This window comes from Mycobacterium sp. (assembly GCF_008709575.1).
Lineage (GTDB): Bacteria > Actinomycetota > Actinomycetes > Mycobacteriales > Mycobacteriaceae > Mycobacterium.
Map to the genome: position 1 here is coordinate 1 of NZ_VYIK01000039.1, position 22,838 is coordinate 22,838.

Annotated in this window: 21 protein-coding genes, 1 tRNA gene and 1 pseudogene; 11 read left to right on the top strand and 12 right to left on the bottom strand. The window is 66.9% G+C overall.

Annotated elements, in window-relative coordinates; translation table 11 throughout:
* The 4 genes from F6Q13_RS10420 to F6Q13_RS10435 form a co-directional block, all read left to right on the top strand.
* Positions 1–1,973, top strand: a 1,973-nt coding sequence (locus F6Q13_RS10420) for a hypothetical protein (RefSeq protein ID WP_367141275.1), incomplete at its 5' end; no start/stop codon positions are given.
* Positions 1,974–2,283: 310 nt separating this feature from the next.
* A complete protein-coding gene (locus F6Q13_RS10425; protein ID WP_293055932.1) occupies positions 2,284–2,739 on the top strand; it encodes a 2,4'-dihydroxyacetophenone dioxygenase family protein in 456 nt (151 codons plus the stop codon).
* A gap of 6 nt (positions 2,740–2,745) precedes the next feature.
* On the top strand, positions 2,746–3,960 hold the full coding sequence (locus F6Q13_RS10430) for a cytochrome P450 (RefSeq protein ID WP_293055935.1): 1,215 nt from the start codon (positions 2,746–2,748) through the stop codon (positions 3,958–3,960).
* Positions 3,961–4,034: 74 nt separating this feature from the next.
* Positions 4,035–4,346, top strand: a complete 312-nt coding sequence (locus F6Q13_RS10435; RefSeq protein ID WP_293055938.1) for a winged helix-turn-helix domain-containing protein — start codon at positions 4,035–4,037, stop codon at positions 4,344–4,346.
* A 15-nt stretch (positions 4,347–4,361) separates the two neighbouring features.
* Here the strand turns inward: F6Q13_RS10435 and F6Q13_RS10440 are convergent, their stop codons facing one another.
* From F6Q13_RS10440 to crcB (F6Q13_RS10480), 9 genes are all read right to left on the bottom strand, one after another.
* Positions 4,362–5,201, bottom strand: coding sequence for a DUF6671 family protein (locus F6Q13_RS10440; RefSeq protein ID WP_293055941.1), 840 nt, complete (start codon positions 5,199–5,201; stop codon positions 4,362–4,364).
* A 31-nt stretch (positions 5,202–5,232) separates the two neighbouring features.
* Complete coding sequence (locus F6Q13_RS10445; RefSeq protein ID WP_293055944.1) at positions 5,233–5,742, bottom strand: carbonic anhydrase; 510 nt, start codon at positions 5,740–5,742, stop codon at positions 5,233–5,235.
* A 131-nt stretch (positions 5,743–5,873) separates the two neighbouring features.
* Positions 5,874–6,197, bottom strand: coding sequence for a transcriptional regulator (locus tag F6Q13_RS10450; RefSeq protein WP_293055947.1), 324 nt, complete (start codon positions 6,195–6,197; stop codon positions 5,874–5,876).
* Positions 6,179–8,782, bottom strand: coding sequence for a DUF2309 domain-containing protein (locus F6Q13_RS10455; RefSeq protein ID WP_293055950.1), 2,604 nt, complete (start codon positions 8,780–8,782; stop codon positions 6,179–6,181). The genes F6Q13_RS10450 and F6Q13_RS10455 overlap by 19 nt, the downstream gene beginning before the upstream one ends.
* Positions 8,779–10,362, bottom strand: coding sequence for a proton-conducting transporter membrane subunit (locus F6Q13_RS10460; RefSeq protein ID WP_293055953.1), 1,584 nt, complete (start codon positions 10,360–10,362; stop codon positions 8,779–8,781). Before F6Q13_RS10460 ends, F6Q13_RS10455 begins: the two co-directional genes overlap by 4 nt.
* A 152-nt stretch (positions 10,363–10,514) precedes the next feature.
* Positions 10,515–11,303, bottom strand: a complete 789-nt coding sequence (locus F6Q13_RS10465) for an enoyl-CoA hydratase (RefSeq protein WP_293055955.1) — start codon at positions 11,301–11,303, stop codon at positions 10,515–10,517.
* 52 nt (positions 11,304–11,355) lie between these two features.
* On the bottom strand, positions 11,356–12,441 hold the full coding sequence (locus F6Q13_RS10470) for a DUF190 domain-containing protein (protein ID WP_293055958.1): 1,086 nt from the start codon (positions 12,439–12,441) through the stop codon (positions 11,356–11,358).
* The gene (gene crcB / locus F6Q13_RS10475; RefSeq protein ID WP_293055961.1) at positions 12,438–12,794 is read right to left on the bottom strand and encodes a fluoride efflux transporter CrcB; all 357 of its coding nucleotides are present in this window, start codon (positions 12,792–12,794) and stop codon (positions 12,438–12,440) included. Before crcB (F6Q13_RS10475) ends, F6Q13_RS10470 begins: the two co-directional genes overlap by 4 nt.
* A 99-nt stretch (positions 12,795–12,893) precedes the next feature.
* Positions 12,894–13,289, bottom strand: a complete 396-nt coding sequence (gene crcB / locus F6Q13_RS10480; RefSeq protein ID WP_293055963.1) for a fluoride efflux transporter CrcB — start codon at positions 13,287–13,289, stop codon at positions 12,894–12,896.
* A 38-nt stretch (positions 13,290–13,327) separates the two neighbouring features.
* On the opposite strand from crcB (F6Q13_RS10480), the gene pgm reads away from it, so the two are divergent.
* The 6 genes from pgm (at position 13,328) to F6Q13_RS10510 (ending at position 19,891) form a co-directional block, all read left to right on the top strand.
* On the top strand, positions 13,328–14,962 hold the full coding sequence (gene pgm / locus F6Q13_RS10485) for a phosphoglucomutase (alpha-D-glucose-1,6-bisphosphate-dependent) (RefSeq protein ID WP_293055966.1): 1,635 nt from the start codon (positions 13,328–13,330) through the stop codon (positions 14,960–14,962).
* Positions 14,959–16,224, top strand: coding sequence for an MFS transporter (locus F6Q13_RS10490; protein WP_293055969.1), 1,266 nt, complete (start codon positions 14,959–14,961; stop codon positions 16,222–16,224). The genes pgm and F6Q13_RS10490 overlap by 4 nt, the downstream gene beginning before the upstream one ends.
* A 44-nt stretch (positions 16,225–16,268) precedes the next feature.
* On the top strand, positions 16,269–17,531 hold the full coding sequence (locus tag F6Q13_RS10495) for an FAD-binding oxidoreductase (RefSeq protein ID WP_293055972.1): 1,263 nt from the start codon (positions 16,269–16,271) through the stop codon (positions 17,529–17,531).
* Between the two features lie 60 nt (positions 17,532–17,591).
* Positions 17,592–17,664 (top strand) — tRNA-Ala (locus tag F6Q13_RS10500).
* A gap of 204 nt (positions 17,665–17,868) precedes the next feature.
* On the top strand, positions 17,869–18,375 hold the full coding sequence (locus F6Q13_RS10505; protein ID WP_293055975.1) for a hypothetical protein: 507 nt from the start codon (positions 17,869–17,871) through the stop codon (positions 18,373–18,375).
* A 368-nt stretch (positions 18,376–18,743) separates the two neighbouring features.
* A protein-coding gene (locus tag F6Q13_RS10510) for an IS3 family transposase (RefSeq protein ID WP_293055978.1) occupies positions 18,744–19,891 on the top strand; the annotation gives its coding sequence in 2 pieces (ribosomal slippage) (positions 18,744–19,011 and positions 19,011–19,891; 1,149 coding nt in all).
* 69 nt (positions 19,892–19,960) lie between these two features.
* Here F6Q13_RS10510 and F6Q13_RS10515 read toward each other — a convergent pair.
* The 3 genes and pseudogenes from F6Q13_RS10515 to F6Q13_RS10525 all read right to left on the bottom strand — a co-directional run bounded on the left by F6Q13_RS10515 (position 19,961) and on the right by F6Q13_RS10525 (position 21,140).
* Positions 19,961–20,191: an integrase core domain-containing protein gene (locus F6Q13_RS10515; RefSeq protein WP_293055981.1), complete on the bottom strand. Its 231-nt coding sequence runs from the start codon at positions 20,189–20,191 to the stop codon at positions 19,961–19,963.
* Positions 20,192–20,250: 59 nt separating this feature from the next.
* Positions 20,251–20,853, bottom strand: a pseudogene (locus F6Q13_RS10520) (IS3 family transposase); the annotation flags it as partial.
* Positions 20,850–21,140, bottom strand: a complete 291-nt coding sequence (locus tag F6Q13_RS10525; RefSeq protein ID WP_293055984.1) for a transposase — start codon at positions 21,138–21,140, stop codon at positions 20,850–20,852. The gene F6Q13_RS10525 and the pseudogene F6Q13_RS10520, both read right to left, overlap by 4 nt.
* Before the next feature lie 358 nt (positions 21,141–21,498).
* On the opposite strand from F6Q13_RS10525, the gene F6Q13_RS10530 reads away from it, so the two are divergent.
* The gene (locus F6Q13_RS10530) at positions 21,499–22,803 is read left to right on the top strand and encodes a PE-PPE domain-containing protein (RefSeq protein ID WP_293055987.1); all 1,305 of its coding nucleotides are present in this window, start codon (positions 21,499–21,501) and stop codon (positions 22,801–22,803) included.
* Positions 22,804–22,838 lie beyond the last annotated feature (35 nt).

The window sequence follows — 22,838 nt, forward strand, 5'->3', positions numbered from 1 at the left end:
GAGCGGCCCGGATCGCGACGACAGCGCTGGCCGGCGTGGTGGCGACGGTGATCACCGCGCCTCCGGCCGCCGCCGACGAACCGGCCGCGGCGACTGCCTCGTCAGGGTCGTCGGATTTGTTTCAGCCGGCGCTCGACCACCTCTTGGCGGCGATGCAGCAGGCGGTGGCATACGACTCGGCGCTGCCGTTTGCGACACCGGCCGGAGACGCCACGCTGATGACGACCCTGCAGGACACCAATTACGAACTGCTCATGGCCGGGCTTTCCCGGGCCACCGAGCTGTTCGACGGGTGGTTTTTCCAATCGCCGGAGGTCGTGGCCGGAGACGCCGCCAATCCCCGCCAGTACTTCGACTTTTTCACCCCCGACATCTACTACTACGTGACCGCCGGGCTTGCCCCCGGGGCGACCTACGCGCTCACGGGCACCGTCGGCGGGGGCACCGAGGGCTTGTCCATCAGCTCGGAAGCAATCACGGCCAACACGGTGCACACCCAGAGCAGCCTGCAACTCGGTGACAACCTCGTGGTCAATCCCAACGGCACGTTCACCGTCGACATCGGTCCCACCGAACCGAGCGGCGCCGTCAACTACATCGACGACCACAACGCCACCGCCGAGGGCGACGCCTCGCTGCTGATCCGGGACATGCTGGGCAACTGGGCAAAAGGCCCCGCCAGCTTGAGCATCCACTGCGTGGCCGGCTGCCCGGCGTTCTTCGCCATACCCAGCACGGGACTGTTGCCCGGCACCGGGACGCCCACCGCCGCGATCGACTCGTTGGCGACGGGGCTGGCCGGCAGCAAAATCGCCTCGGTCGACTCGTTGCTGGCCACGCTGTTCACCGCGTTCGCCGCGTTCACCGGGCCTTTCAACCAGGCCAACATCGCGACCGGGGAGACGGCCGGGATCGAGCTTCCCGTCAACACGATGAGCCCGTTGGCACCGGAGACGGGTTTCGGTGCGGGCCTGGAGAGCGCGGCCGTGTCGGCAGGGAATTTCGACCTGCCGGCCGGTGCGGCGCTGATCGTGAAAGTGCCCGACGTGACCTCCGCCTACAGCGGGATCGAACTCATGAACGTCTTCGGTGCGGCGCTGCCGTACACCCTGGCGCAGACCACGCTCAACAACACGACGGCGTTCCACGATCCTGACGGGTACACCTACTACGTGGTCAGCGCGACCAACCCGGGCGTGGCGAACTGGCTGGACAGCAGCGGTGTCACGCGCGGAGAGATCTTCGCCCGATTCGAGAGCATCCCCGCCGGCACCAACCCGACGGGTCTGCCCGTGACGACGCAGGTGGTGCCGGTGGCGCAGGTGGGCGACTATCTGCCCGCCGACACCCCCACCGTCAGCCCCGCCGAATACGCCGCTGAGATGTCGCAACGCGTGCTGTCCTACGACTACGCACTCGACGCGTCGCGGGCACACGCCCAACCCGACTGGGTGATCCAGGAGTTGCTGCTGCACACGCTGCAGGCGCTGATGGGTACCGGTAATTTCGACGCGGTGTTCGGCAGCGAGCCGGTCACTTCGCTGGCGCTGAGGCTGACCCCGGCGTTGACCCCGGACTGGGACACCGTCGCTCACGACATCGTCACCAATCCGGTGGCCAGCCTGTCGGCGGTGGTCGACAATTCGCCCCTGGCGTGGAGCGACATCAGCCTGCCCGTCGAGTTGGCGATGGCGGAAACCGTCGTGGCGCCGTTGCTGCCCGGCTTCCAGCTGAGCTCCCTGCTCGACGAGGTGCTGGTCGATCCGAACACCAGCGTTACCGCCGGGCTGCTCAACGCCGGCGACGACCTGGCGACCGCGGTGCTGACCGCCAACAGCGACTTCCCGGCGGCGCTGGGCAGCCTGGCCACGCTGGAGTGGGCGGACATGTCCGAGTTGGCCCAGGCGAACCCGGGCGCGGCGCTGGCCGACGTCGTAGCGCTGCTGAACCCGCTCGACCTTTTCGGCGCATGAGGCCGGCCCGTCGCCGATAAAGCGCCGCCCTTAAAACGCGAAACGGGAAAATAGAATTTTTTTTTCGCAAAACAGATCGCACTCATCCCGTGCTCCTCGTATCGTGACACACGCGAGGCCAGCGGAGGTTCTTCGATGATGACCAGGCGGGCCGCAGGTGCGCACTGCGACCGTCGTCGTCGGCTCAGGGGCTTTCCTCGCCGTCGCGGCCGGGCACCGCCGCGGTCGCCGCTGGCCGGCGACGCGGGCAATCGAAGCCCCGCCGGCAACGTGACACCGGACGCCGGATCACGAGGAGAAAGGGTTCACGATGACCATGGTGGACGTGCCGACGGCGGTGCACGTCGGCGCCGGCGACCTGCCGTTCGTTGACCTCGGTGACGGTTCCAAGCTGAAGGTGATCCAGGTCAAAACGGCCGAAGGCCTATGGATCGTAGAGAACGTGTTCCGGGCCGGCTATCAGGTGCGGCGCCACCGGCACACCGGTCCGGTCTATGCCTATACGACTTCAGGAGCCTGGCGGTATAAGGAGTACGACTACGTCAACCGCGCGGGCTCGTTTCTTTACGAGCCGGCCGGCTCGGTCCATACTCTGGAAGTTCTCCAGGACGACACCCATGTGTGGTTCCAGATCTACGGAGCCAACTTGAATCTCGACGCGGACGGCAACGTAGAAAGCATTTTCGACGGGTCCAGCACCTTGCACAACTACCTGACACTGTGTGCGGCGGCCGGCCTGCCCCGGCCCGACGTCCTCGTCAGCTGAACCGCGATGAGCACTATCGGCGCAGGCGTGGTCAATCTGGCCAGTCCCGACACTTTCGTCAACGGCGTACCGCACGAGGCGCTAACGGCGTTGCGGCGCACCGATCCCGTGCACTGGCAGCCTATGGAGCACGAGCCAGGCTTCTGGGCGATACTGCGTCACGCCGACGTGGTTCACGTCGCCCGGCACCCGGAAATCTTCTCGGCCAGTGTCGGTGGCATCGTCGTCGAGGACCCTGCACCCGAGCGGCTCGCGCGGGTTCGCAACATGCTGGCGGCAATGGACCCGCCCAGGCACACCGTGCACCGTGCGCCGTTGTCGCTGCACTTCCGCCCCCGGGCGATCGCCCGGCTCGAAGCTCGAGTTCGCGCTGTCTGTCGCGGGATCATGGCCGATGCCGCCGAACGCCGCGAGGTGGAGTTCGTTCACGAGGTGGCCGCAGCGTTGCCGACACAAGTGATCGGCGAGTTCTTCGGCCTACCGCGCCAGGATTGGGCTTACCTGCAAAAGCTGGCCGAGCGCATCACCTCCAGTCAGGACCCCGACCTCGGCGGGCCGGACTACGGCGATGGGGCAGGCGGAGCCGAGATGGCCTCCTACGCCGTCGAGTTCGCGGCGACCCGCCGCAAAGGCGATGCGACCGACGACGTGGCCGGCGCGATCCTCGACGCCGAATTCGGCGGCCGGCCGATGAGCGATCATGACTTCGGCGGCTTTTTCGTGCAGCTGGTCACCGCCGGCAACGACACCACCAAGAGCCTGCTTTCCGGAGGGCTGTTGACGCTACTGCGGCATCCGGACCAGCTGGCCCAGCTGCGGGCCGATCCGGCGCTGATCCCACGTGCAATCGAAGAGATCCTCCGTTATGACAACCCGCTGCACTACTTTCGGCGCACTGCGCTCGTCGACACCGAGCTGTCCGGCACCCGTATCAAAGCCGGCGACAAGGTAGCGATGTATTACACCTCTGCCAACCGAGACGAAGCGGTCTTCGATGATCCCCAGGTGTTCACCATCCACCGGCAGCCAAACCCGCACCTTTCCTTCGGTATGGGCAGCCACTTCTGCCTCGGCGCACACCTGGCCAGACTCGAAAGCGCGGTGTTCTTCGAGGAGCTCCTGACGGCGTTTCCCCGCATCGAGCTCATCGGCGAGCCGGTCCGGATACGCTCGAATCTCAACAATTCATTGAAGCGACTGCCCATCCGGCTGACCGGCTGAGGATTCGCCCGCACGCTAAGACCGCTAATCGATTGGCGAAGTCTTTTGCGCGAATCTTGGTAGACTCCCCAAGCGTGGACGGTGGTCCGAAGCCCAGGGCCGGGGTCCAGACTCCTTACCGAACCTGGACGTTCCTGACCAATCACGCACATGTGTTGCTGTGCGTCTCCAGTGGCGAGCCATTGACGGCGCGGGAGTTGGCGCTGCGCATCGGCATCACCGAGCGTTCCGTGCAGGCGATTTTGACCGACTTGACCGACGAGGGATACCTGAAAAAGTCGAAGGTGGGACGGCGCAACGTCTATGAGATCAACCCGGAGGGTAAGCTGCGCCACCCGCTCGAAGCCAGCCACTCGGTGGGCGAACTTATCGCGGCGTTGTCGTGATCGCGTGCTGCGATCCTAGGGATTGCATCGTGGACAAAAGCGTGGCTCCGCGATGGCCCCGTGACGCGCAACGGTGCTGCGATGCCCGCATGCCGGGCACCCGTGGACGTCGGCGGCGATCATGCTGGTCGGGCACCCGCATGCGTGGCATGGCAGCCCCTCGTGGACCCCGACTCTGCCGTACCCGGGACATCCGCATTGCGGGCAGGGTGTCGCGAGCCGACGGGCGAGCCGGCCCGCCAACTCGGCAAGGACCTCTCGTCGGCTGGGGTTGTGATGAGCACGCAGGTCCGGTTCGACCCAGGCCTGCCTGTCGTCGGCAGCCGCCAACGCGGCGTCGACGACCACGATGAGGGTTTCGCTGTCGGTGATCCCTTTACCGAAGACCCGAATTCGATCGTCGACATTGGCCTTGACTGCGGCGCCTTGGTCCGGAAATCCGAAACCCTGCGCTGCCTCGACCGCCTGATCCACGGAGTCGACCGCCCGGGGCGGCCCGGGAGCCCCGGGGGTGTTGACACCTTCGACGATCTGCAGGTCCCGGGTGTCATCGACGAACACCAGGATTTCCTCGTGCACGGCCAGCATGCCAAACCAGGTGTCGTAGCTGGCTTCGCTCGCCAGACCGTAGGGCACCCCGGCGAGCCGCATCGCCAGGCGGGCCTTGGCGGTGGCCGCCGCCGGCGGCTCCAACGTCCTGGCCACTTCGCCGGTGAAGGTGCCGAACTGATCAGTGTCGATCCCGGCCGGCACGATGACGTGCGCGCCCAGCACCTCGGCGAACGGCGGCGCCACTTGGTGCTCTTTGCCGTGCATGGTGCCCATCGCGATCACCGCCCCGCAGTAGCTGCTCATGTCCGGGCTACCCGACGGCGGTGCCGCCGTGTTACACGCACTCCAGCAGTGCTGCCTCGTCCGGGGAAACGGCGCCGAACGTCGCGCAGACGCGGAGTCGGCCGTCGTCGCCGTCGCTGACCAGGCACACGATCGCCGACTCTCCGCTGTCGACCGCCTTGGCGATCACCGGTGACTTGTGCAGTAGCGAGACGCCGGTGTGTGCCACGTTCGCGGCGGCCAGCTCGTCGGCGTTGCTGATGCTCGCATCCTGGCGGGCGAGGGAGGCAATCGCGTGCTCCACCACTGCGCGCACCGTTCCATCGGGGAAGGTGACGGTGTTCCAGGACTCGAGCGCGGTCTGCATCGCCGCGCAGTCCGAGTGGCCGAGGATGACGATCAGTGGGGTCTTCAGTGTCGCGACGGCGTACTCAAGGGTAGCCAACACGCCGATGTCCACGACGTGCCCCCAGGTGCTGACGACCATGAGCGAACGGCGTTGCTGATCGAACAACTCGGCACTGGGCATGCCGGCATCTGCGCAGCGAAACACCACCGCCATGGGTGAGTTGTCTGGTTCGGCGACTCTCTGATGCGACCGCTGCGTCGCCGCGAAGCGGCGGTTGCCTGCCTTCAAGCTCTGCCAGGCTGATGACGGGTTGGACATGAGGACTCTCCCTTTCTCGTCGGGTTTTAGCTGAAGTACTCAGGTCGGCTGACGTAGGTCTCGGTGACGAACATGACCCCGGGTGAGGCGTCGAGGAGGCGGCGCAAGCCGGCGATCAGGGCGTCGGATTTGTTTTCCGGGACGACGGTGATGAGCAACTCGAGAGCTGCTTGTTGATTGAAGAGAAGCCGGCCTTGGTGGTAACCGTGATGACCGAGCCCCGACACCCCGGAAACGCTGGTGAAACCGGTCGCTCCGGCGCAGCGGAACTGCTCGCGCACTGCGGGTGCGTGTTCACCGGCGACGACCACCTCGATCTTGGTCATCTTGGTCAAGCCGTTGTGTGGCATGGCATCACCTCCCGGCCGGGTGAGCGGTTGTGCTCCGCTGCTTTGGTGGTCCAGGGTCGCCAGCCGCCACGGGTCCAGCGTTGCCAGTCGTGGCCGGGGTGTTCGCGGGCGGCCAGGCACACCCAGTCATTACCGAACAGGTGCTGCAGGATGGGGTTGCGTTCGATCACCATGTCGATGCGTTGCAGTGGCGCCTCGATGATGGTCAGCAGACGCATCGGCTCGTGGCCGAAAGACTGGCCGTCGGAAAGTGACTGACGGGGCAAGCCCAGCTGAAGGTCGCCGCCGTGCCCGGCGAGCACACCCACGCCGGCGACGACATTGTGAATGGTCTTGGTGCCCGCCCCGAACATTTCCGGTGCCACCGTCGAGAAGTAGTACTGGCAGTTGATCCATTGGGCCACCACCATGGGCGCGGTGAGGATGGTTTCCAGCGCGATGCCGTCCGGGTCGACGTCGGCTTGGTAGGAGTGCAAAAAGACGCGGCGCTGCAGGTTCATGCCCCGGGTGAGCGCGCGGGGCGCCACGATGAAGGCTGCATTGCCGGCCAGTCCCCACTCGGGAAACACCTGGGCCCAGTCCAAGGATCTGCCGGCGACGTGGCGAGAGGCACGGGCCGGGCAGGCGTTCGCGGGGCCACCCGGAAGCCCCGCGCAGCGCTCGGCTGCCAGCCCGGCGCCGGCTGCCGCGAGATCTGCGATGAGCCGGCGGACGTCGCGGCTATGGCTGGCCGGAACCAGGTGTCGATCCAACACGGTGACCCGGTCGGTGGCGGTGTCGTGCTGAGCGGCAACAAACCAGGTGTCGTCGGGAATCGTGATTCCCAGGTCGCGCAATTGCGTTCGGACAACGGCGTCGTTGAGGACTGCCGCAGCGGCGCGGGCGTTGGGGCCTCCCGGCTGCCCGCCACAGGCTCCGCAGTCCAGCGCCGCCTGGTACGGATTATTCTCGGTGACACTGCCATGCCCACACAGGACGACTAGGCGGGCGAACCGCTCGGTGAGGCCCATGGTGGTCAGGGCGACTTGCGCGTACAGTGTGCGCCGGGTCAGTTCGACGGTGTCGTTGATCGACAGCACGCCGGGGGCCGGCGGTGCCAGCCGGTCGCGAAGTCGGCGTCGCAGTGTGCCACTGGCCAGTGGGCTCAGCGTTTTGGCCGCTGCCCACAGACCGGCCACCCACCCCGCCGCTTCAGCCAACGTGAATGGGGCGATCAGCGCCTGCTTGGCGGAGTGAAATGCCGCCTCGGCGGCGGCGATGACGGCGCTGCCGTTGCGCAGCCGCCGGGCCGCACGCTCGGCAGACGGAGCGGGATTCTCCTGAACTTCATGGTCCGGGCGGATCAGCACCGGGCACAGATCGCTCGGTGTGCCGCCGAGCAGGCTGGTGAATCGGATGGCGACAGCGAAGAAGCCGGCGAAGCCGAAGGTTTCGTATCCGCCGAGGGCTTCGATGTGGCGCCGCAATCCCTCGGATCGGGTGTCGATGCAGCACACGAGCTGGACACGGGCCCGCTCATCGTTTTCCTGCGGGGTCGCGTTCGCCAAGGATCGCAGCAGCGCGTCGCGATAGTGCGCTTCGTAGGCTTGTTGCCAGACCATCTGTCGTGCTGTGACCGGCAAAGCTGACAAAACCCTTGCAGCGCAACTCAATTCGTTGTCTTTGACGGTGCCGACAGCCAAGGTCCGGGCTAGCATGGCGGCCCGTTCGCGGGCCGAGGGAGTAGCTGGGTGGACAGCATTGCCCGATCCTGTTCGCGACCATGAGCCGTTGTGCGCCAACAACACTGCTTCGTAGGTCAGTCGCATGGCAAGATAGTCGAGCAGATCGATGCCGCTGGCGCGTTCAGCAGACCAGCGCACGAGCGCAGCCCATCCCGGAAGCCGCGTCAGATGGGCTTGAAAATAGGTGATCCGATCGTCTTCAGCCACTCCGAGCTGTTGGAGTGCCCCAAGAGCGGCGTCTTCGGGCCGCTGGGGAAGCTTGCGCAGCGCGGCGCGCGCGCGCCGGCTCAGCTTGTGATCACCGGGCGCCAGCGCGCACCAGGCCTCGTAGAAGCCGCGGTGGTGGTCGGGCATCGGCCAGCCCGCCGCAGGCGATCCAAAGTACGCGCCACACCATTTAGCGGCCTGCGCGTCGATCTGGTCGGCCACCTGCGGAGCCATCCGCTCACTGCGGGTGGTGTTGCGTCGGAAAGGTTTCGGGGCGAGTTCGCCGGTGAGTAAGTCGGCGCGCAACAATTCGGCTGGTGTCATCGTGCGGTTGCCCAGCCGGACCGGTTCCCCGTCGAGCAATGTCGGGTAGCGCAGTCGTAGCGTCGACTCGAGGTCGGCGTCGGTGATCCGTCCGGCACGGTAGAGCTCGCGGAAGGTCGTTTCGTCGAGCACGCCGGCGCTGCCGTAGAGATCGCCCGCCCGTCTGATCGCCTGCTCGAAGGGCATGGACTCGAGTCCGGCCAGTGGGTTGACCGCGATGAAGGTCTCCAGCGGATAGTGGGTCGGTAACACCCGGGCGGCCAGGTTTACCTCGCTGCGCAGCTGCGCGCGGCGGGTGTCGATAACGACGTCGTCGGCCACCGCAGTCACCGGAGTGCTCCTGTGGGTTGGCGCGTCAAGAGAAGGGCGGCCGGCCTGGGTCGGGGACGTCTCGCTGGAATATGGCCGGCCACAAGCGCCTTGGTGTAGAGGGCACGCTGCAGTCGGCCTGCCCACCCGTTGCCTGGCCCTCGGCGCAGCACGGTCAGTGTGCCCAAGATTACGGCAACGGCCGCGATGCCGAGAGGCGCGGCGGAGGGCGCAAGGACCGGGGGCAGGTCGGGCGCCAGAAATCCGGTCACGGCGCTGACCAACACGACATAGGCGGTGGCCGCCGCGAACAGTGTCAGGGCACCCGTGAGAGCGGACCATACACCCGGATTCCGGGCCAGCCAGCCCGCCAACGCGGCAGCGGCGGTCGCCCAGGCGAAGATCAGCAGGACGCGGGCCGAGCCATGCTCGCCGGTTGGCGGTCGTACGACGCTGCTCGCTGCGGATAACGCCGCAGCAGGTAGCACCATGGCCGCGACGTGGATCGCCGCCCAGCGGACCGGCGCAAGCGTTGGCGCGGGTGGGCGCGCCGCCTGGTGGCGCCGCTTGGCTATCGCCGAGCCGGACGACAGGAATAACGTTGCTTTGTAAAAACCGTGGCCCACCAGGTGGAATATCGCGGCCGCAGACAAACCGAGCCCACAGGTCGAGACCATGAACCCCATCTGGGCCATCGTTGAGTAGACCAACGAACCTTTGATGTCGGATTTGGTGAGCATCACCACGCCGCCGTAGACCATGCTCAGCGCGCCGGCGACGAACGCCACCCCCATGGCGATGGCAGATCCGCTGACCAGTGGGCTCAACCGCACCAGAAGCACCCCGCCGGCGTTGACGACACCGGCGTGCAGCAGCGCGGAGACCGGTGTTGGTGCGGCCAGGGTCGCCGGCAGCCAGCGGTGAAACGGAATTTGCGCCGATCGCGACAGCGCCGCCACGACGATCAAGCCCGCTGCTGCCATCCGGATCGACGATGATCGCTCGACGCTGTTGTGGCCCAGCGCGAAGAGGCTCACGCTGCCCCATTGCGGCGCGAGTAGGCCGACAGCCGACCACAACGCGAGATCCCCCGGCACGAATGCTGCCGCTGCCCTGAGGACGCCGTCGCGGGCAGCAGGCAGCTCCCAGTAGGTTGCCAGCAACAGGCACAGCGCAACGCCGGCCGTCGTCCAGCAAAAAGCCAATCCGAGCAGCGTGCCTGAGGTCATCAGGCCGGCGGAGGCCGCAGTGAGTACCCCGGTCCCGGCAGTGAACCATCCCGACCGTCTGTCGCAGGCCAGGTAGCGCAGGGCGAAAATCTGCGCGATCGTGCTCACCCCGTACACCAGCATCAGCAACAGGGCGCTGAGTCGGTCAGCCTCCAGTTGGGCGATCAGGGTGCCGTCGGCCGATCGGAGGGTGCTCGACACCGGCCCGTGGACGGCCACGTCGATCCCGATCAGCGATGCGCCGACAAACCCCGCGCCGGCGGCTGTCGCGCCCAATCGGCCCACCAGTCGGGGATGCCGAGAGCCGGCGACCAGTGCGCACAGGGAACACAGCAGGGGCAAAGTCACAACCCCGACGAGAACGACGCTCACCGGTCTGCACCGTCAGCCGCTGTCGTTGACCCGAGACCAAACATACGGCGGACATTACGCGATATCAACTACGTATGTCAAACATCACGAAAAGAAATTCGTATTTATAGCCGTGTCGGCCCTGTTCGTCACCGGGTTTGTGAGAAAGACGCTCAGCGCTGCGGCCAGCGCGCGGGGCGCTTTTCGAGGAACGCACACATGCCCTCCTGGGCGTCGTCGGTGTGGGCGTTCATCGCCATGACGGCTTTCGCCAGGTCGTAGGCCCGGCGTTCGTCGAGGTCCACCTGGGCGTAAAACGCCTCCTTGCCGAGCCCGACGGTGCGCGGGCTCGACGCGAGGATGGCGTCGAGTAGGCCGGCGAGCTCGTCGTCGAGCGCTTCCGCCGCGACGACACGGTTCACCAGGCCCCAGTCCAGTGCGGTCCGGGCGTCGATCGCCCCGCCCGTCAGCAGCATCTCCAGCGCCCGCTTCCGCCCGATTGCGCGGGACAGCGGCACCATCGGGGTCGAGCAGAAAAGCCCGATCTTGACCCCCGGAGTGGCGAACCGGGCGTCGCGGGCGGCCACGGCGAGATCGCAGGAGGCGACGAGCTGACAGCCCGCCGCGGTGGCCATTCCCTGCACCTTGGCGATCACCGGTTCGGGGACGCGGTGGATGGTTTCCATGAGCTCGGTGCAGACGTCGAACAGCCGCCGGTAGAACGCGACATCGCGGCCGATCATCTCGCGCAGGTCATGGCCTGCGGAGAACACGGGGCCGGCCGCGTCGATGACAATCGCCCGCACGTCGGGATTTTCGCTGAGGTGCCGTAGCGCGACCAGCAGCTCCTGCATGAGCTCCAGGCTGAGCGCATTGCGCTGCCGGGGCCGGTTGAGAGTCAGGCGGCCCACCGCGCCGTCGGCGCCGACGAGGACCGGCACGTCCGCTGTGGGCCTGCTCATGCAGGCGAGCATACGTCTGGTCGGTCGAGAAGCAGGTGCCACGTCGGCACAGTCAGTAATCGAGCTGCGCGAGCCTGGCGCCGCCGAGCCGTTTCGGCCCCTCCAGCGATACCGCCGCCGGCACCATCTCACTGGTCACCACACCGTGGCCGGCGGTCAGCTCGTCGACGATGTCGTAACTGCGCACGATCCACTCCGGTCGGTCGATGATGATCGTGACCACCGGCACCCGCCGCACCAACTGAAAAAGCTTGTCACCGTGCGGTTCATGGTCACCGTGGAATCCCCAGATCCCGCGCAGCACGGTCGCGCCGCGGGCCATCCCCGACTCCAGCAGCCGGCGGACCAGCGCGCGGTGGATCGGCACGCCGCCGGATCCGGCGGCCTCGCTGGTGTACACCATCAGCTTCTGCCACACCGCTCGCCCGTGCTGGTCGCTGGTGGGCAGGTGGTGCGGTCGCTCCACGAACTGCCCTTCGCGTTTGCATAGCCGCACCCGTTCGACGGTCAGCAGCGGACGAGGGACCGCGGCGTTGAGTTCGGCTACGGCGCTCGACACCTGCGCCGCTGTCCCGATTCCAAGCACCATCATCGGCACGTTGACGTTGCGGCTGAAAAACCGGGCCCGATAGCGTTGGCCGTGCGCGGTTCCGTCGACCCCGAGAAAGACTGCGCCAGAGGAGAATCCGTGTCGATAGAGCAGATCGCACACGGCCCGGTGGGCCGGCAGCCCCGAGACACGCTCCTGGCGGCCGATGTAGACGGTGAGCTTGGCGGCGTCGCGGGCGTCGCTGCCGGGCAGTGCCCCGCCGCCCAGCCGTGCGCGCTCCACCGTCACCAGACCGCGGTCGGTCATCGCCAGCACGTCGTCGGTCAGGCCGCGGATCTTGGGGGCGACGTCGACCGCGGCGACCGTCACCGGCGGATCCTCGGACAGACTCAACGATTCGTCGGTGCGCAGCACGTGACGCGGCCCGAAACTGGCGATGCCGCGCAGCATCACACTGGTCGCGACCTGCCGGCCGCCGAACAAGTCCAACAAGGCATCGGCCAAGAAAGCCTGTCGCACCGCGGCGTCCGACGCGACGCGCTGACGTTCGCCGAAATAGGCGGTCAGCTTCAGGTATTCGTCGTTCATAGTCGACCGGCGATCCACTGGCCCAGCAGCGCGGCGGCCAGGCCTGACACCATGCTCACCACGACGTTGGCCACGGCAACGACGACCTGACGTTCTTCACCGAGGCGCTGAGTTTCCAGCATCCACGTGGAGAAGGTCGTATAGGAACCGATGAACGCGGTGTCGGCGATCAGCGCAACGGACCGATTCACGACCAGGCCGCTGATCACCCCGAGCACCGCGGCGCCGCTGATGTTGACCGTCAAGGTTCCGAACGGAAACGGCCGCGCCGCCCGGCGGGCGACCGCGCCGTCGACCACGAACCGCAGCACAGCGCCCAGGCCACCGGCCAGCAGCACGCCCAGCCAGATCATCAGCGCCGCTCCTCCTCATCGCTTCGCTCTGCATCGTCGCCGGCGGGCATCAGCGCCGCTCCTCCTCATCGCTTCGCTCTGCATCGTCGCCGGCGGGCATCAGCCGACCGGCACCCGACGCACCAGCGCGGTGGCCAGATGCACCGCGAGCAGTCCCAGCACGATGCTGGCGCAAAGATAGCCGAGGGCCAGGCTGTAGCGGTGGTGCTCGATCATGGTCAGTGTCTCGACCTGCATGGTGGAAAAGGTGGTCAGACCGCCGCAAAACCCGGTGCCCAGCATCGGACGGCGATAGCTCGACAGCGGTAGCCGCTCCAGCAGCCGGGTGGTGAAGTAGCCCACCAGAAAGGCGCCGACGATGTTGGCGCCAAACGTGGGCCAGGGCCAGCGGGTCGGGTCGGCGACCGTGAGCGTGTTCAGGCCGGCGCGGGCGCCGGCACCCAGGCCACCGCCGACAAAGACGGCGGCCAGCTCACGGTAGTCGCGGCCCGCCACCCCAGCAGCCTATGCGCGACGCCGGCAGAATTGGCGCAATGACGACCCACCCACGCGCCGGGACCCCGGCCCGTCCCGAGGATCTCGTCGATCTGCCGCACCTGGTGACCGCCTACTACACGATCGAACCCGACCCCGGCGACGTCGCGCAGCAGGTGGTGTTCGGCACGTCGGGCCACCGCGGTTCGGCGCTCGACGGCGCGTTCAACGAATCCCACATCCTGGCCATCACCCAGGCCATCGTCGAGTACCGCGCCGGCGCGGGCATCACCGGGCCGCTGTTTCTCGGTCGCGATACCCACGGCCTCTCCGAGCCGGCCTGGGTGTCGGCGCTGGAGGTGCTGGCCGCCAACGACGTGGTGACCCTGATCGACGCGGCCGATCGCTATACCCCGACGCCGGCGGTCAGCCACACCATCCTCGCCTACAACCGCGGCCGCGGTGACGGCCACGCCGACGGCATTGTCGTCACCCCCTCGCACAACCCGCCGCGCGACGGCGGCTTCAAATACAACCCGCCGCACGGCGGCCCGGCCGACACCGGCGTCACCACCTGGATCGCCAACCGCGCCAACGAGATTCTGCGGGACGGCGCCCGCGCTGTGCGGCGCATGCCGCTGCGCCGGGCCCGGCAGACCGCGCGGCGGCACGACTACCTGGGCGCCTATGTCGACGACTTGCCGCATGTGGTCGACATCGACGCGATCCGCGACGCCGGGGTCCGCATCGGCGCCGACCCGCTCGGCGGGGCCAGCGTGGACTACTGGGGCGCGATCGCCGAGCGGCACCGCCTGGACTTGACCGTGGTCAACCCGCTGGTCGACGCGACGTGGCGGTTCATGACGCTCGACACCGACGGCAAGATCCGGATGGACTGCAGCTCACCGGATGCGATGGCACCGCTGATCGCCCACCGCGACCGCTACCAGATTGCCGTCGGCAACGACGCCGACGCCGATCGGCACGGCATCGTGACCCCCGCCGCGGGCCTGTGCAATCCCAACCATTACCTGGCGGTGGCGATCGACTACCTCTACTCCCATCGGCCGTTGTGGCCGGCCGGCGTCGCCGTCGGCAAGACCGCGGTCAGTTCGTCGATCATCGACCGGGTGGCCGCCGGCGTGGGCCGCCGGCTCGTCGAGGTGCCGGTGGGGTTCAAATGGTTCGTCGACGGCCTGAGCACGGGCAGGATCGGTTTCGCGGGCGAAGAATCAGCCGGAGCGTCGTTTCTGCGCCGCGACGGGTCGGTCTGGACCACCGACAAGGACGGGCTGATCCTCGGGTTGCTGGCCGCGGAGATCCTGGCGGTGACCGGCTCCGACCCCTCCCAGCGGTACCGGGAGCTGACCGCCCAATACGGGGCGCCGAGTTATGCGCGGATCGACACGCCCGCCGACCCCGAGCAGAAGGCCCGGCTGGCCGCGTTGTCAGCCGACCAGGTGAGCGCCACCGAGCTGGCCGGCGAGCCGATCACCGCAAAGCTGACCACGGCCGCGGGCAACGGCGCGCCGCTGGGCGGGGTGAAAGTGACGACGGCCAACGCCTGGTTTGCGGCACGCCCGTCGGGCACCGAGGACGTCTACAAGATCTACGCCGAGTCGTTTCTCGGCCCGAAGCATTTAGCCGAGGTCCAGCAGGCGGCCCGCGAGCTTGTGGGTAAAGTCATCGGGTGACCCTCGTCGCCGGGCGTGCCCGCTGCAGAGCCTTACGGCAGAATTCGACGAGTTTGCCGGTTGAAGCCTGGATTCTGATCGCGGCGAACGCGATGGCCGCGCTGGGTTACGGCGTGGTGTCTCCGGTGCTGCCGGCCTACGCGCGCACGTTCGGGGTCAGCATTGGTGCGGTGACGTTCGCGGTGAGCGTGTTTTCGCTGATGCGGCTGTGCTTCGCGCCGCCGAGCGGAATGCTGGTGCAACGGCTGGGGGAGCGCCCGATCTACGTGGCCGGGTTGTTGATCGTGGCCGTGTTCACCGGTGCGTGCGCGTTCGCCCAGACCTATTGGCAGCTGCTGCTATTTCGCGCGATCAGCGGCATCGGGTCGACGATGTTCTTCATCTCCGCGCTGGGCCTGATGATCCGGATCAGTCCGGTCGATGCGCGCGGGCGGGTCGCCGGGCTGTTCGCCACCTCGTTTTTGATCGGCTCGGTCGGCGGACCGGTGGTGGGCAGTCTCACCGCGGGCCTGGGGCTCAGCGCCCCGTTCCTGTTCTACGGGCTGGCGGTGCTGGTCACGGCGATCGCGGTCTCCTACAGCTTGCGGCGGTCGACGCTGGCCGCGCCCGCGCCGCACACCCGCCCGGCGGTGACGGTACGCGTCGCGCTTCGGCACCCCGCCTACCGTTCGGCGCTGCTGTCGAGCTTCGCGACGGGGTGGTCGGTGTGGGGACTGCGAATCGCGCTGGTGCCGTTGTTCGTCTCCGACGTGCTGGGCCGCGGGCCCCGGATGACGGGTCTGGCGCTGGCGACCTTCGCGATCGGCAACCTGGCGCTCGCGCTGCCCAGCGGCTACTTGTCGGACCGGATCGGCCGGCGCACCCTGCTGGTCGTGGGGCTGTCGGCCTGCGGGGTGGCGACCATGTGGTTGGGCGCGGCGTCGTCGGTGCCGCTGTTCCTGCTCGCCGCGTGCCTGGGGGGCGCTGCCTCGGGCATGTTCGCCGCACCCCAACAAGCCGCCGTCGCCGATATCCTGGGCGCCACGGCGCGCACCGGCACCGCGGTGGCGACGTTTCAGATGATGGCCGACCTGGGGGCCATCGTCGGCGCGGTGGCGGTCGGTGAGATCGCCGAACACCTCAGCTACCGATGGGGTTTCGCGGTCAGCGGGATCGTTCTGCTGGCCGCGGCGGTGGGTTGGCTGGTGGCACCGGAAACCCAGGGCGCGGTCGAACCGCTGCCCGGCGCCGGGGCGGCGGAGAGCGCGCCGGAGGTGGCCTGATTCCGGGCCCCCAGCCGGGCGAACACGGTGATGGGAGGGTCGTGATGGCTGAGGGCAACCGGATCGGGCCGCGATCGGCGATCGTGGCGGGTGCGGGCGTGGTGGGGCTGTCCACGGCGTGGTTTCTGCAGGAGCGCGGCGTGCAGGTCACGGTGATCGACCGTGTCGGCGTGGCCGCGGGTGCGTCCCGGGGTAACGCCGGCTACATCGCCCCGGCGCTGACGATTCCGCTCAACGAACCCCACATCCTGCGCTACGGCGCCCAAGCATTGCTGAAACCAACTGCGGGCGTGCGCATTCCACTGACCGCAGACCCGGCACTGTGGCGTTTCTTGCTGCGGTTCGCGCTGAACTGCCGCCGCTCGTCGTGGGCCCGGGCGGTGCGCGCGAACCTCGCGCTGAGCGAAAAGTGCTTCCAGGCCTACGACTTTTTGGTGTCCAACGGGGTCGACGCGCCGGTCACCGAAGCGCCGGTGATCGCGCTGTTCACTACGTCGCACGACGCCGAACGTCACAGGGAGCACCTGCAGCGCTTCGCCGACGCCGGCCAGCCGGTGTCGGTCACCGAACTGTTCGGCGCGACCTTGCGCGAGCAGGTGCCGCTGGCGTCCGACGCGGTCACCGCCGGTATCCGCGTCAACGGTCAGCGCTTCGTCGACGCGGCCCGGTTCGTGCCGGCGTTGGGCCGCTCCGTCGTCGAGCGGGGCGCGACGCTGCAGACCGCCGAGGTCACCGAGGTGGTCACCACCGCCGACGGTGTCCGCGTCGGACTGCGCAGCGGTGCGGCGCTGTCGGCCGACGTGGCGGTGATCGCCACCGGTGCCTGGTTGCCGCGGCTGGTGAGCCGCTGGGTGCGGGTGCCGGTGCAGGCCGGGCGCGGCTATTCCTTCGCGGTGCCGGTGGACCGCCCGGTCAACGATCCGATCCACCTGCCCGACGCGCGAGTGGCCTGCCTGCCGCTGAACGGGATGCTGCGCGTCACCGGCACGATGGAGTTGGGTGATCCGGACGCGCCGGCCTCCGCGGCACAAGCCGACGCGATCGCGGCGTCAGCGCGCCCGCTGCTCGACGGCGTGCGCTGGGAGCAACGCAGCGAGGTGTGGGTGGGCCCGCGCCCCTTGAGCCCCGATGGCCGCCCGTTGGTGGGCAGGGTTGCCGGGTCGGGGATCGGGCCCGGGATCTACGTTGCCGGCGGACACGGCATGTGGGGGATGACGCACGGCCCGGCGACCGGGTGGCTGTTGGCCGACTACATCACCACCGGCAAGCAGCCCGCCGCCTTGAGGGAATTCGATCCTACCCGGTAGCGCACCCCGGCCAGCGACTTTGAACCCGCCTTGACGGTGGTGTAGCTTCGATGGGCACGCGGGGCTATGGCGCAGCTGGTAGCGCACCACACTGGCAGTGTGGGGGTCAGGGGTTCGAGTCCCCTTAGCTCCACTCTGCAAACGCAGATAAGAGAACGCAAATAAGACCTGGTATTCGTACCGGGTCCTATCTCGTCTTGGGGTCCAGTGGGCCAGCAGCGAGCCAATGGGTGATGAAGGGAGCCGCTAACAACCATCCGGTGGAGCTTCGGTTCCAAACGACGACGACGGCCTCCTGGTGCTGTCGACCGGCCCTCGGTTTGGCAGGCTCGTCCCCATGCCTGAACCAGAACAGCAGCAAGTCGAGGCCGCATCCGGTGTGGCTAGCGGCCGGCCACCGTCGATTTCCATACGCAACTACATGGCCAGCCAACACCTGTGGAACGCCCGCCGAGAAGCGTGGCTGTGCCGAAATCGTGAAGAAACTTTGTTGGACGAGCAGAACGTTGATCGACCGCACCGCTCGCACGCAATGGCGGCTATATGGTCAGCGGTCGCATTTCTCGAAGCTCTCGTCAACGAAGTAGGGCAGGACGCGGCCGAGGTCGGGCGGGGTCAGAGCAAGGAGTACATCGAGGGCATCCCGGACGTTGCAATCGCTACCATGCGTGAGCTGTGGACCGGCAAGGAGAAGGCTGAGCGGATGTTGTCTTCGATAAGCAAGTTTCAGGTTGCGCTGGTGTGCGCCGGGCATCAGCGTATGGAGAGGGGGGCAGAGCCGTATCAGAGTGTGGATATATTGATCAATCTGCGAAATGACTTGGTCCACTTCAAACCTCAGTAGTGGCATGACGACGGCAGGGATGAAGCGAAGTTCGTGGCGGCTCTGCGAGCCAAGCTTGCGGGGAGCGAGAATCAGCAGCCTATCGGCGAACCGTGGTACCCCAACAAAGCACTCGGGGCTGGGCTGTGCAGACTGGGCATGTAGCTCGTCTATAGCATTCGCACGCGACTGGCACGATCGCATGGGGCTGACCTTTGACTTCGATAATCGCTATTTGATGCCAGCGGTGCCCTTCGAAGTCGACGAGTAGGGTTCGCCACGGCCGCTATCCGGTTGCTTCGATGGTACTGGCGTGTTCCCGTTGGATGAGTCCGCCGTGTTTTAGAGTCCTGTGGCCCCTGGGTGGGGCGGAAGGGACGATGAATCACATGGCTGGCCGCAAGAGGCATTCCGCGGAGGACATCGTGCGCAAGTTGCGCCGTGCTGATGAGCTTGCCGTGGCGGGAATGACCAATGAGGAGATCGCCGCTGACTTGGAGGTTTCGCCGGCGACGCTGTACAACTGGCGGCGCACCTACGGTGGTATGGGCGTCGATGCCGCCAAGGAGCTCAGGGAGCTGCGCGAGCAGAACACCCGGCTCAAGCGGCTGCTGGCGGAGGCTGAGCTGGAAAAGGATGCCCTGCGGGAGGTGGCGAAGGGAAAATTTTGAGCCCGGCTGCCAAGCGCCGCGCTGTGGACATGCTCAAAGAGGTTCTGGGTCTGTCTGAACGGCTCGCGTGCAAGGCGGTCGGGCTCGCCCGCTCCACCTACCGGCGCACCCCGCTCGCGGCGACCCCGCAAGACCCCGACGCCGACCTGCGCGCGTGGCTGCGGGCCTATGCGAGCAAGCATCCCTGCCACGGCTTCCGGCGGGCCTGGGCTGCTCTGCGCTACGACGAGCACTGCGAGGTCAACAAGAAGAAGGTGCACCGGCTATGGAAGGACGAGGGCCTGCAGCGGCGGGTGCACAGCCCACGCAAGCGTGCTGGTCAGTCATCCTGGCCACCGGAGATCGAGGCGGATGCGCCCAAGGTGGTGTGGGCGATCGATTTCCAGTTCGATTCCACCATCGACGGAAAGGCCATCAAGATCGCCTCGATGATCGACGAGCACACCCGCGAATCACTGCTGAACATCGTGGAGCGCTCGATCACCGGCGAACGGCTCGTCGACGAGCTTGAGCAGGTGTTCGCCGCCGCCGGCGGACCACCGATGGTGCTGCGGATGGACAACGGCCCGGAGATGATCTCCCAAGCGCTGCAACGCTTCTGTGAGAACAAAGTCGGCTTGGTCTACATCCCGCCGGGAACCCCATGGAACAACGGCCACATCGAATCGTTCAACAATCGGCTACGAAAGGAGTGCCTCAACCGCAACCACTGGACCAGTCTGCTTGAAGCCCGTGTCGTCATCGGCGACTTCAAGCATGAACATAACCATCGGCATCGCCACTCGGCGCTGGGCTACCTGACCCCGGCCGAGTACGCTGCCCGCTGCAGCCACACCCACCACCCCGTGGCCTGCGAGATCAACTGAAACCCGGTATCAAAACAAACCTGGCTCTAAAACCAGATTGGGCTTCCCCTGAAAACGTGGAGGTTTCCGTTATGCGGCCTCCGGTTGGATGGCCGTGATTTTTTCGTATTCGACGGGTGGCAGCAACCCGGCTGAGCTGTGCCGACGTCGGGTGTTGTAGAACTCGTAGCACCAGGTGGTGATGGCCTCGCGTGCCTGTGCCTTGGTGGCGAAGTGGTGGCGGGACAGCACCTCGTGTTCGAGGGTGGAGAAGAACGCCTCGCTGGCGGCGTTGTCGAAGCACGACCCGACACGTCCCATCGATTGGCGCACCCGAGCTTGCGGCACAGCTTAGTGAAATCATTGGCGGTGTAGGTAGATCCGCGATCGGTGTGAAAGATCACGCCAGCGATCGCTGCGCGCCCGCCACGTACTGCGACGGCCATCTTGATCGCGTCGCTGGCCAGCTCGGCATCGGGGTGCTCCGAGATCGGGCAAGCCAGCAAACGTCGCCCGCACAGGTCCAGGACCGAAGCCAAATACAGTTTGCCCTCATCGGTGGGGATTTCGGTGATATCACCGCACCACTTACGGTTGGGCGCTGCGGCGGTGAAGTCCCGTTTGAGCAGGTCGGGGAACTTCGGTGCCTTCGTGTCCTGGCGGGTCAACCACCTGGGGCGCTTAGGCTTGCGCCCGGCCAGCCCTTGCCGGCGCATCGAGTCGGCCACCGTGTTCACGCTGACCTTCCAGCCTTCAGCGAGCAGGTCGGCGTGGATCCGCGGCGAGCCATACGTGCGCTGGGAGCGCTCGAACAGCTCCGCCACCCGCGCATCCAGCTGCGCGCGGCGTCGCTGCCGCTCAGTGGGCCCGCGGTCCAGCCACTTATAGAACCAGGAAACGCTGACCCCCAACAGCGCGCAGCACACCGTGTGTGGCACCCGATGCAAGGTCCTCTGGTCGGCGATAAAGCGGGCCACACTCACCTCGTCGCCTCCTTCACCCAAAGGACCACGGATCGCTTGAGCACATCACGCTCCATGCGCAGCTGGGCGACCTCGGCGCGCAGCCGCTTCAACTCGGCGATATCACCGGTGGAAAGCCCCTGGGTGCCTTCCCGTTCAGCACGATCTTTGGCAACCCAATTACCCAGGGTGCCCGGATGGATCCCGAGGTCTCGGGCCACCTGCGCGATCGGCTTACCGGTATCCCGGACTATCCGTACCGCTCCCTCCCGAAACTCCCGGTCGAACTTCCTGCGCGTCTCTGACATGCCCCTACCTCATAGTGCATGCCTCCACACTTTCGGGGGATTTCCTGATGGACCGACTATCGGGGACCTGCCAGTACCGAACATGGCGGACGCCTTAGCGGTCACCCCCCGTCGTAGAGCCGGCTGTAGACCGCGATCGTCATCCGAACATCGTGACCGTGTCAGGCAGCGGCGGATGCAGGGATACCGGCATGCAGCATCACCGACACCGAGTGTCGACACAGGTTGCGCAGCGTGATCCCGGCGCCGGCGCACCAGCAGCGCGCACTGCGCTGCGGGCCCGGGCTTCGCCGATTTCCGCCTTGCGGCGCCCACCGGTTATACAGTCCCGGTAGCGCCACGCGATGAGGAGCCGTCAATGACACTTCGGGTATGCCGCCGACTCATCGTCGCACTGCCGGCGGCATGCAGTGCCGGACTGTTGTCGTTGGCATCGGTGACGACTGCGGGTGCGGCCCACGCCGGAGACTCCTCCGACGAGACAGCGTTCATCATGGGCGGCACGTTGAACCCGCAACCCGATCCCGGCTACGTGACCGCGATCAACGACGCCTACATCCAGCCCAACCCGGACTACACCGGGTTCACTCCGTTCGGCTTGTACACCCCCGAAGGCGCCAACATCCCGTTTATCAGCGGTCTGACCCTCGACCAGTCGGTATCGGAGGGGCAGCTGATTCTCAACAATGCGATCCTGCAAGCACCGCCGGGCAGCGACCTGCTGGTGTTCGGCTACTCACAGAGCGCCATCATCGCCACCCTGGAGATGAACGCGCTGGACGCATTGCCCGCCGACGAACGACCCAACCCGGCCGACCTGGCCTTCATGCTCACCGGCGACTTCGGCAACCCCGACGGCGGCTTCTTCGAGCGGTTCACCTTCAACATTCCGGTGTTGGGGATCCCCTTCTACGGGCCCACCCCGCCCGACACCGTCTATCCGACCGACATCTACATCGCCCAATACGACGGCGTCTCCGACTTTCCGCAATACCCCCTCAATGTGCTGGCCGACCTCAACGCCATATTCGGCCTGCAATACGAACACACCCAGTATCCGCATTTCACGGCCGCCCAGATCGCCAACGCGGTGCCGCTGGCGACGTCTCCGGGCTATGACGGGGTCACCCAATACTTCATGATTCCCACCGAGAACCTGCCGCTGCTCGAGCCGCTGCGCGATATCCCCCTGGTCGGCACGCCACTGGCCGATCTGCTGCAACCGGATCTGACCGTGCTGGTCAACCTGGGCTACAACCCCAACGCTTACGCCGACATCCCCACCCCGGCGCAGCTGTTCCCGGGCTTGCGCCTGCTGGCCGATCTCGAACAGCTGGCCCGGCCGCTGCTCAACGACCTGGGTGTGTACTTGCCCAGTTACCCCGATCAGCCCAGCCCGGACTTCAACCTGGTCACGATCCTGGGGCAGCTGGTGACCGGCGCCTATCAAGGGGTCCGAGACGCCCTGGTGGACATCGGGCTGCTGCCCGCGTCGGACTTCGCGACCACCTATCCCGCGGTCAACGCGGTGGACGCGGTGGCAGCGGTCGACCCGACAGCGTTGACGTCCGGTTCTGCCGCGCTGGCCGATCCGGGCACCGGCGCCGCCGCGGTTCCGCTGGTGTTCGATTTTCTTCTCGGCTGTCTTCCCGGCGTCGGCTGAGTCGACGAGAACCTCGGCGCAGCGGGTTATAACCT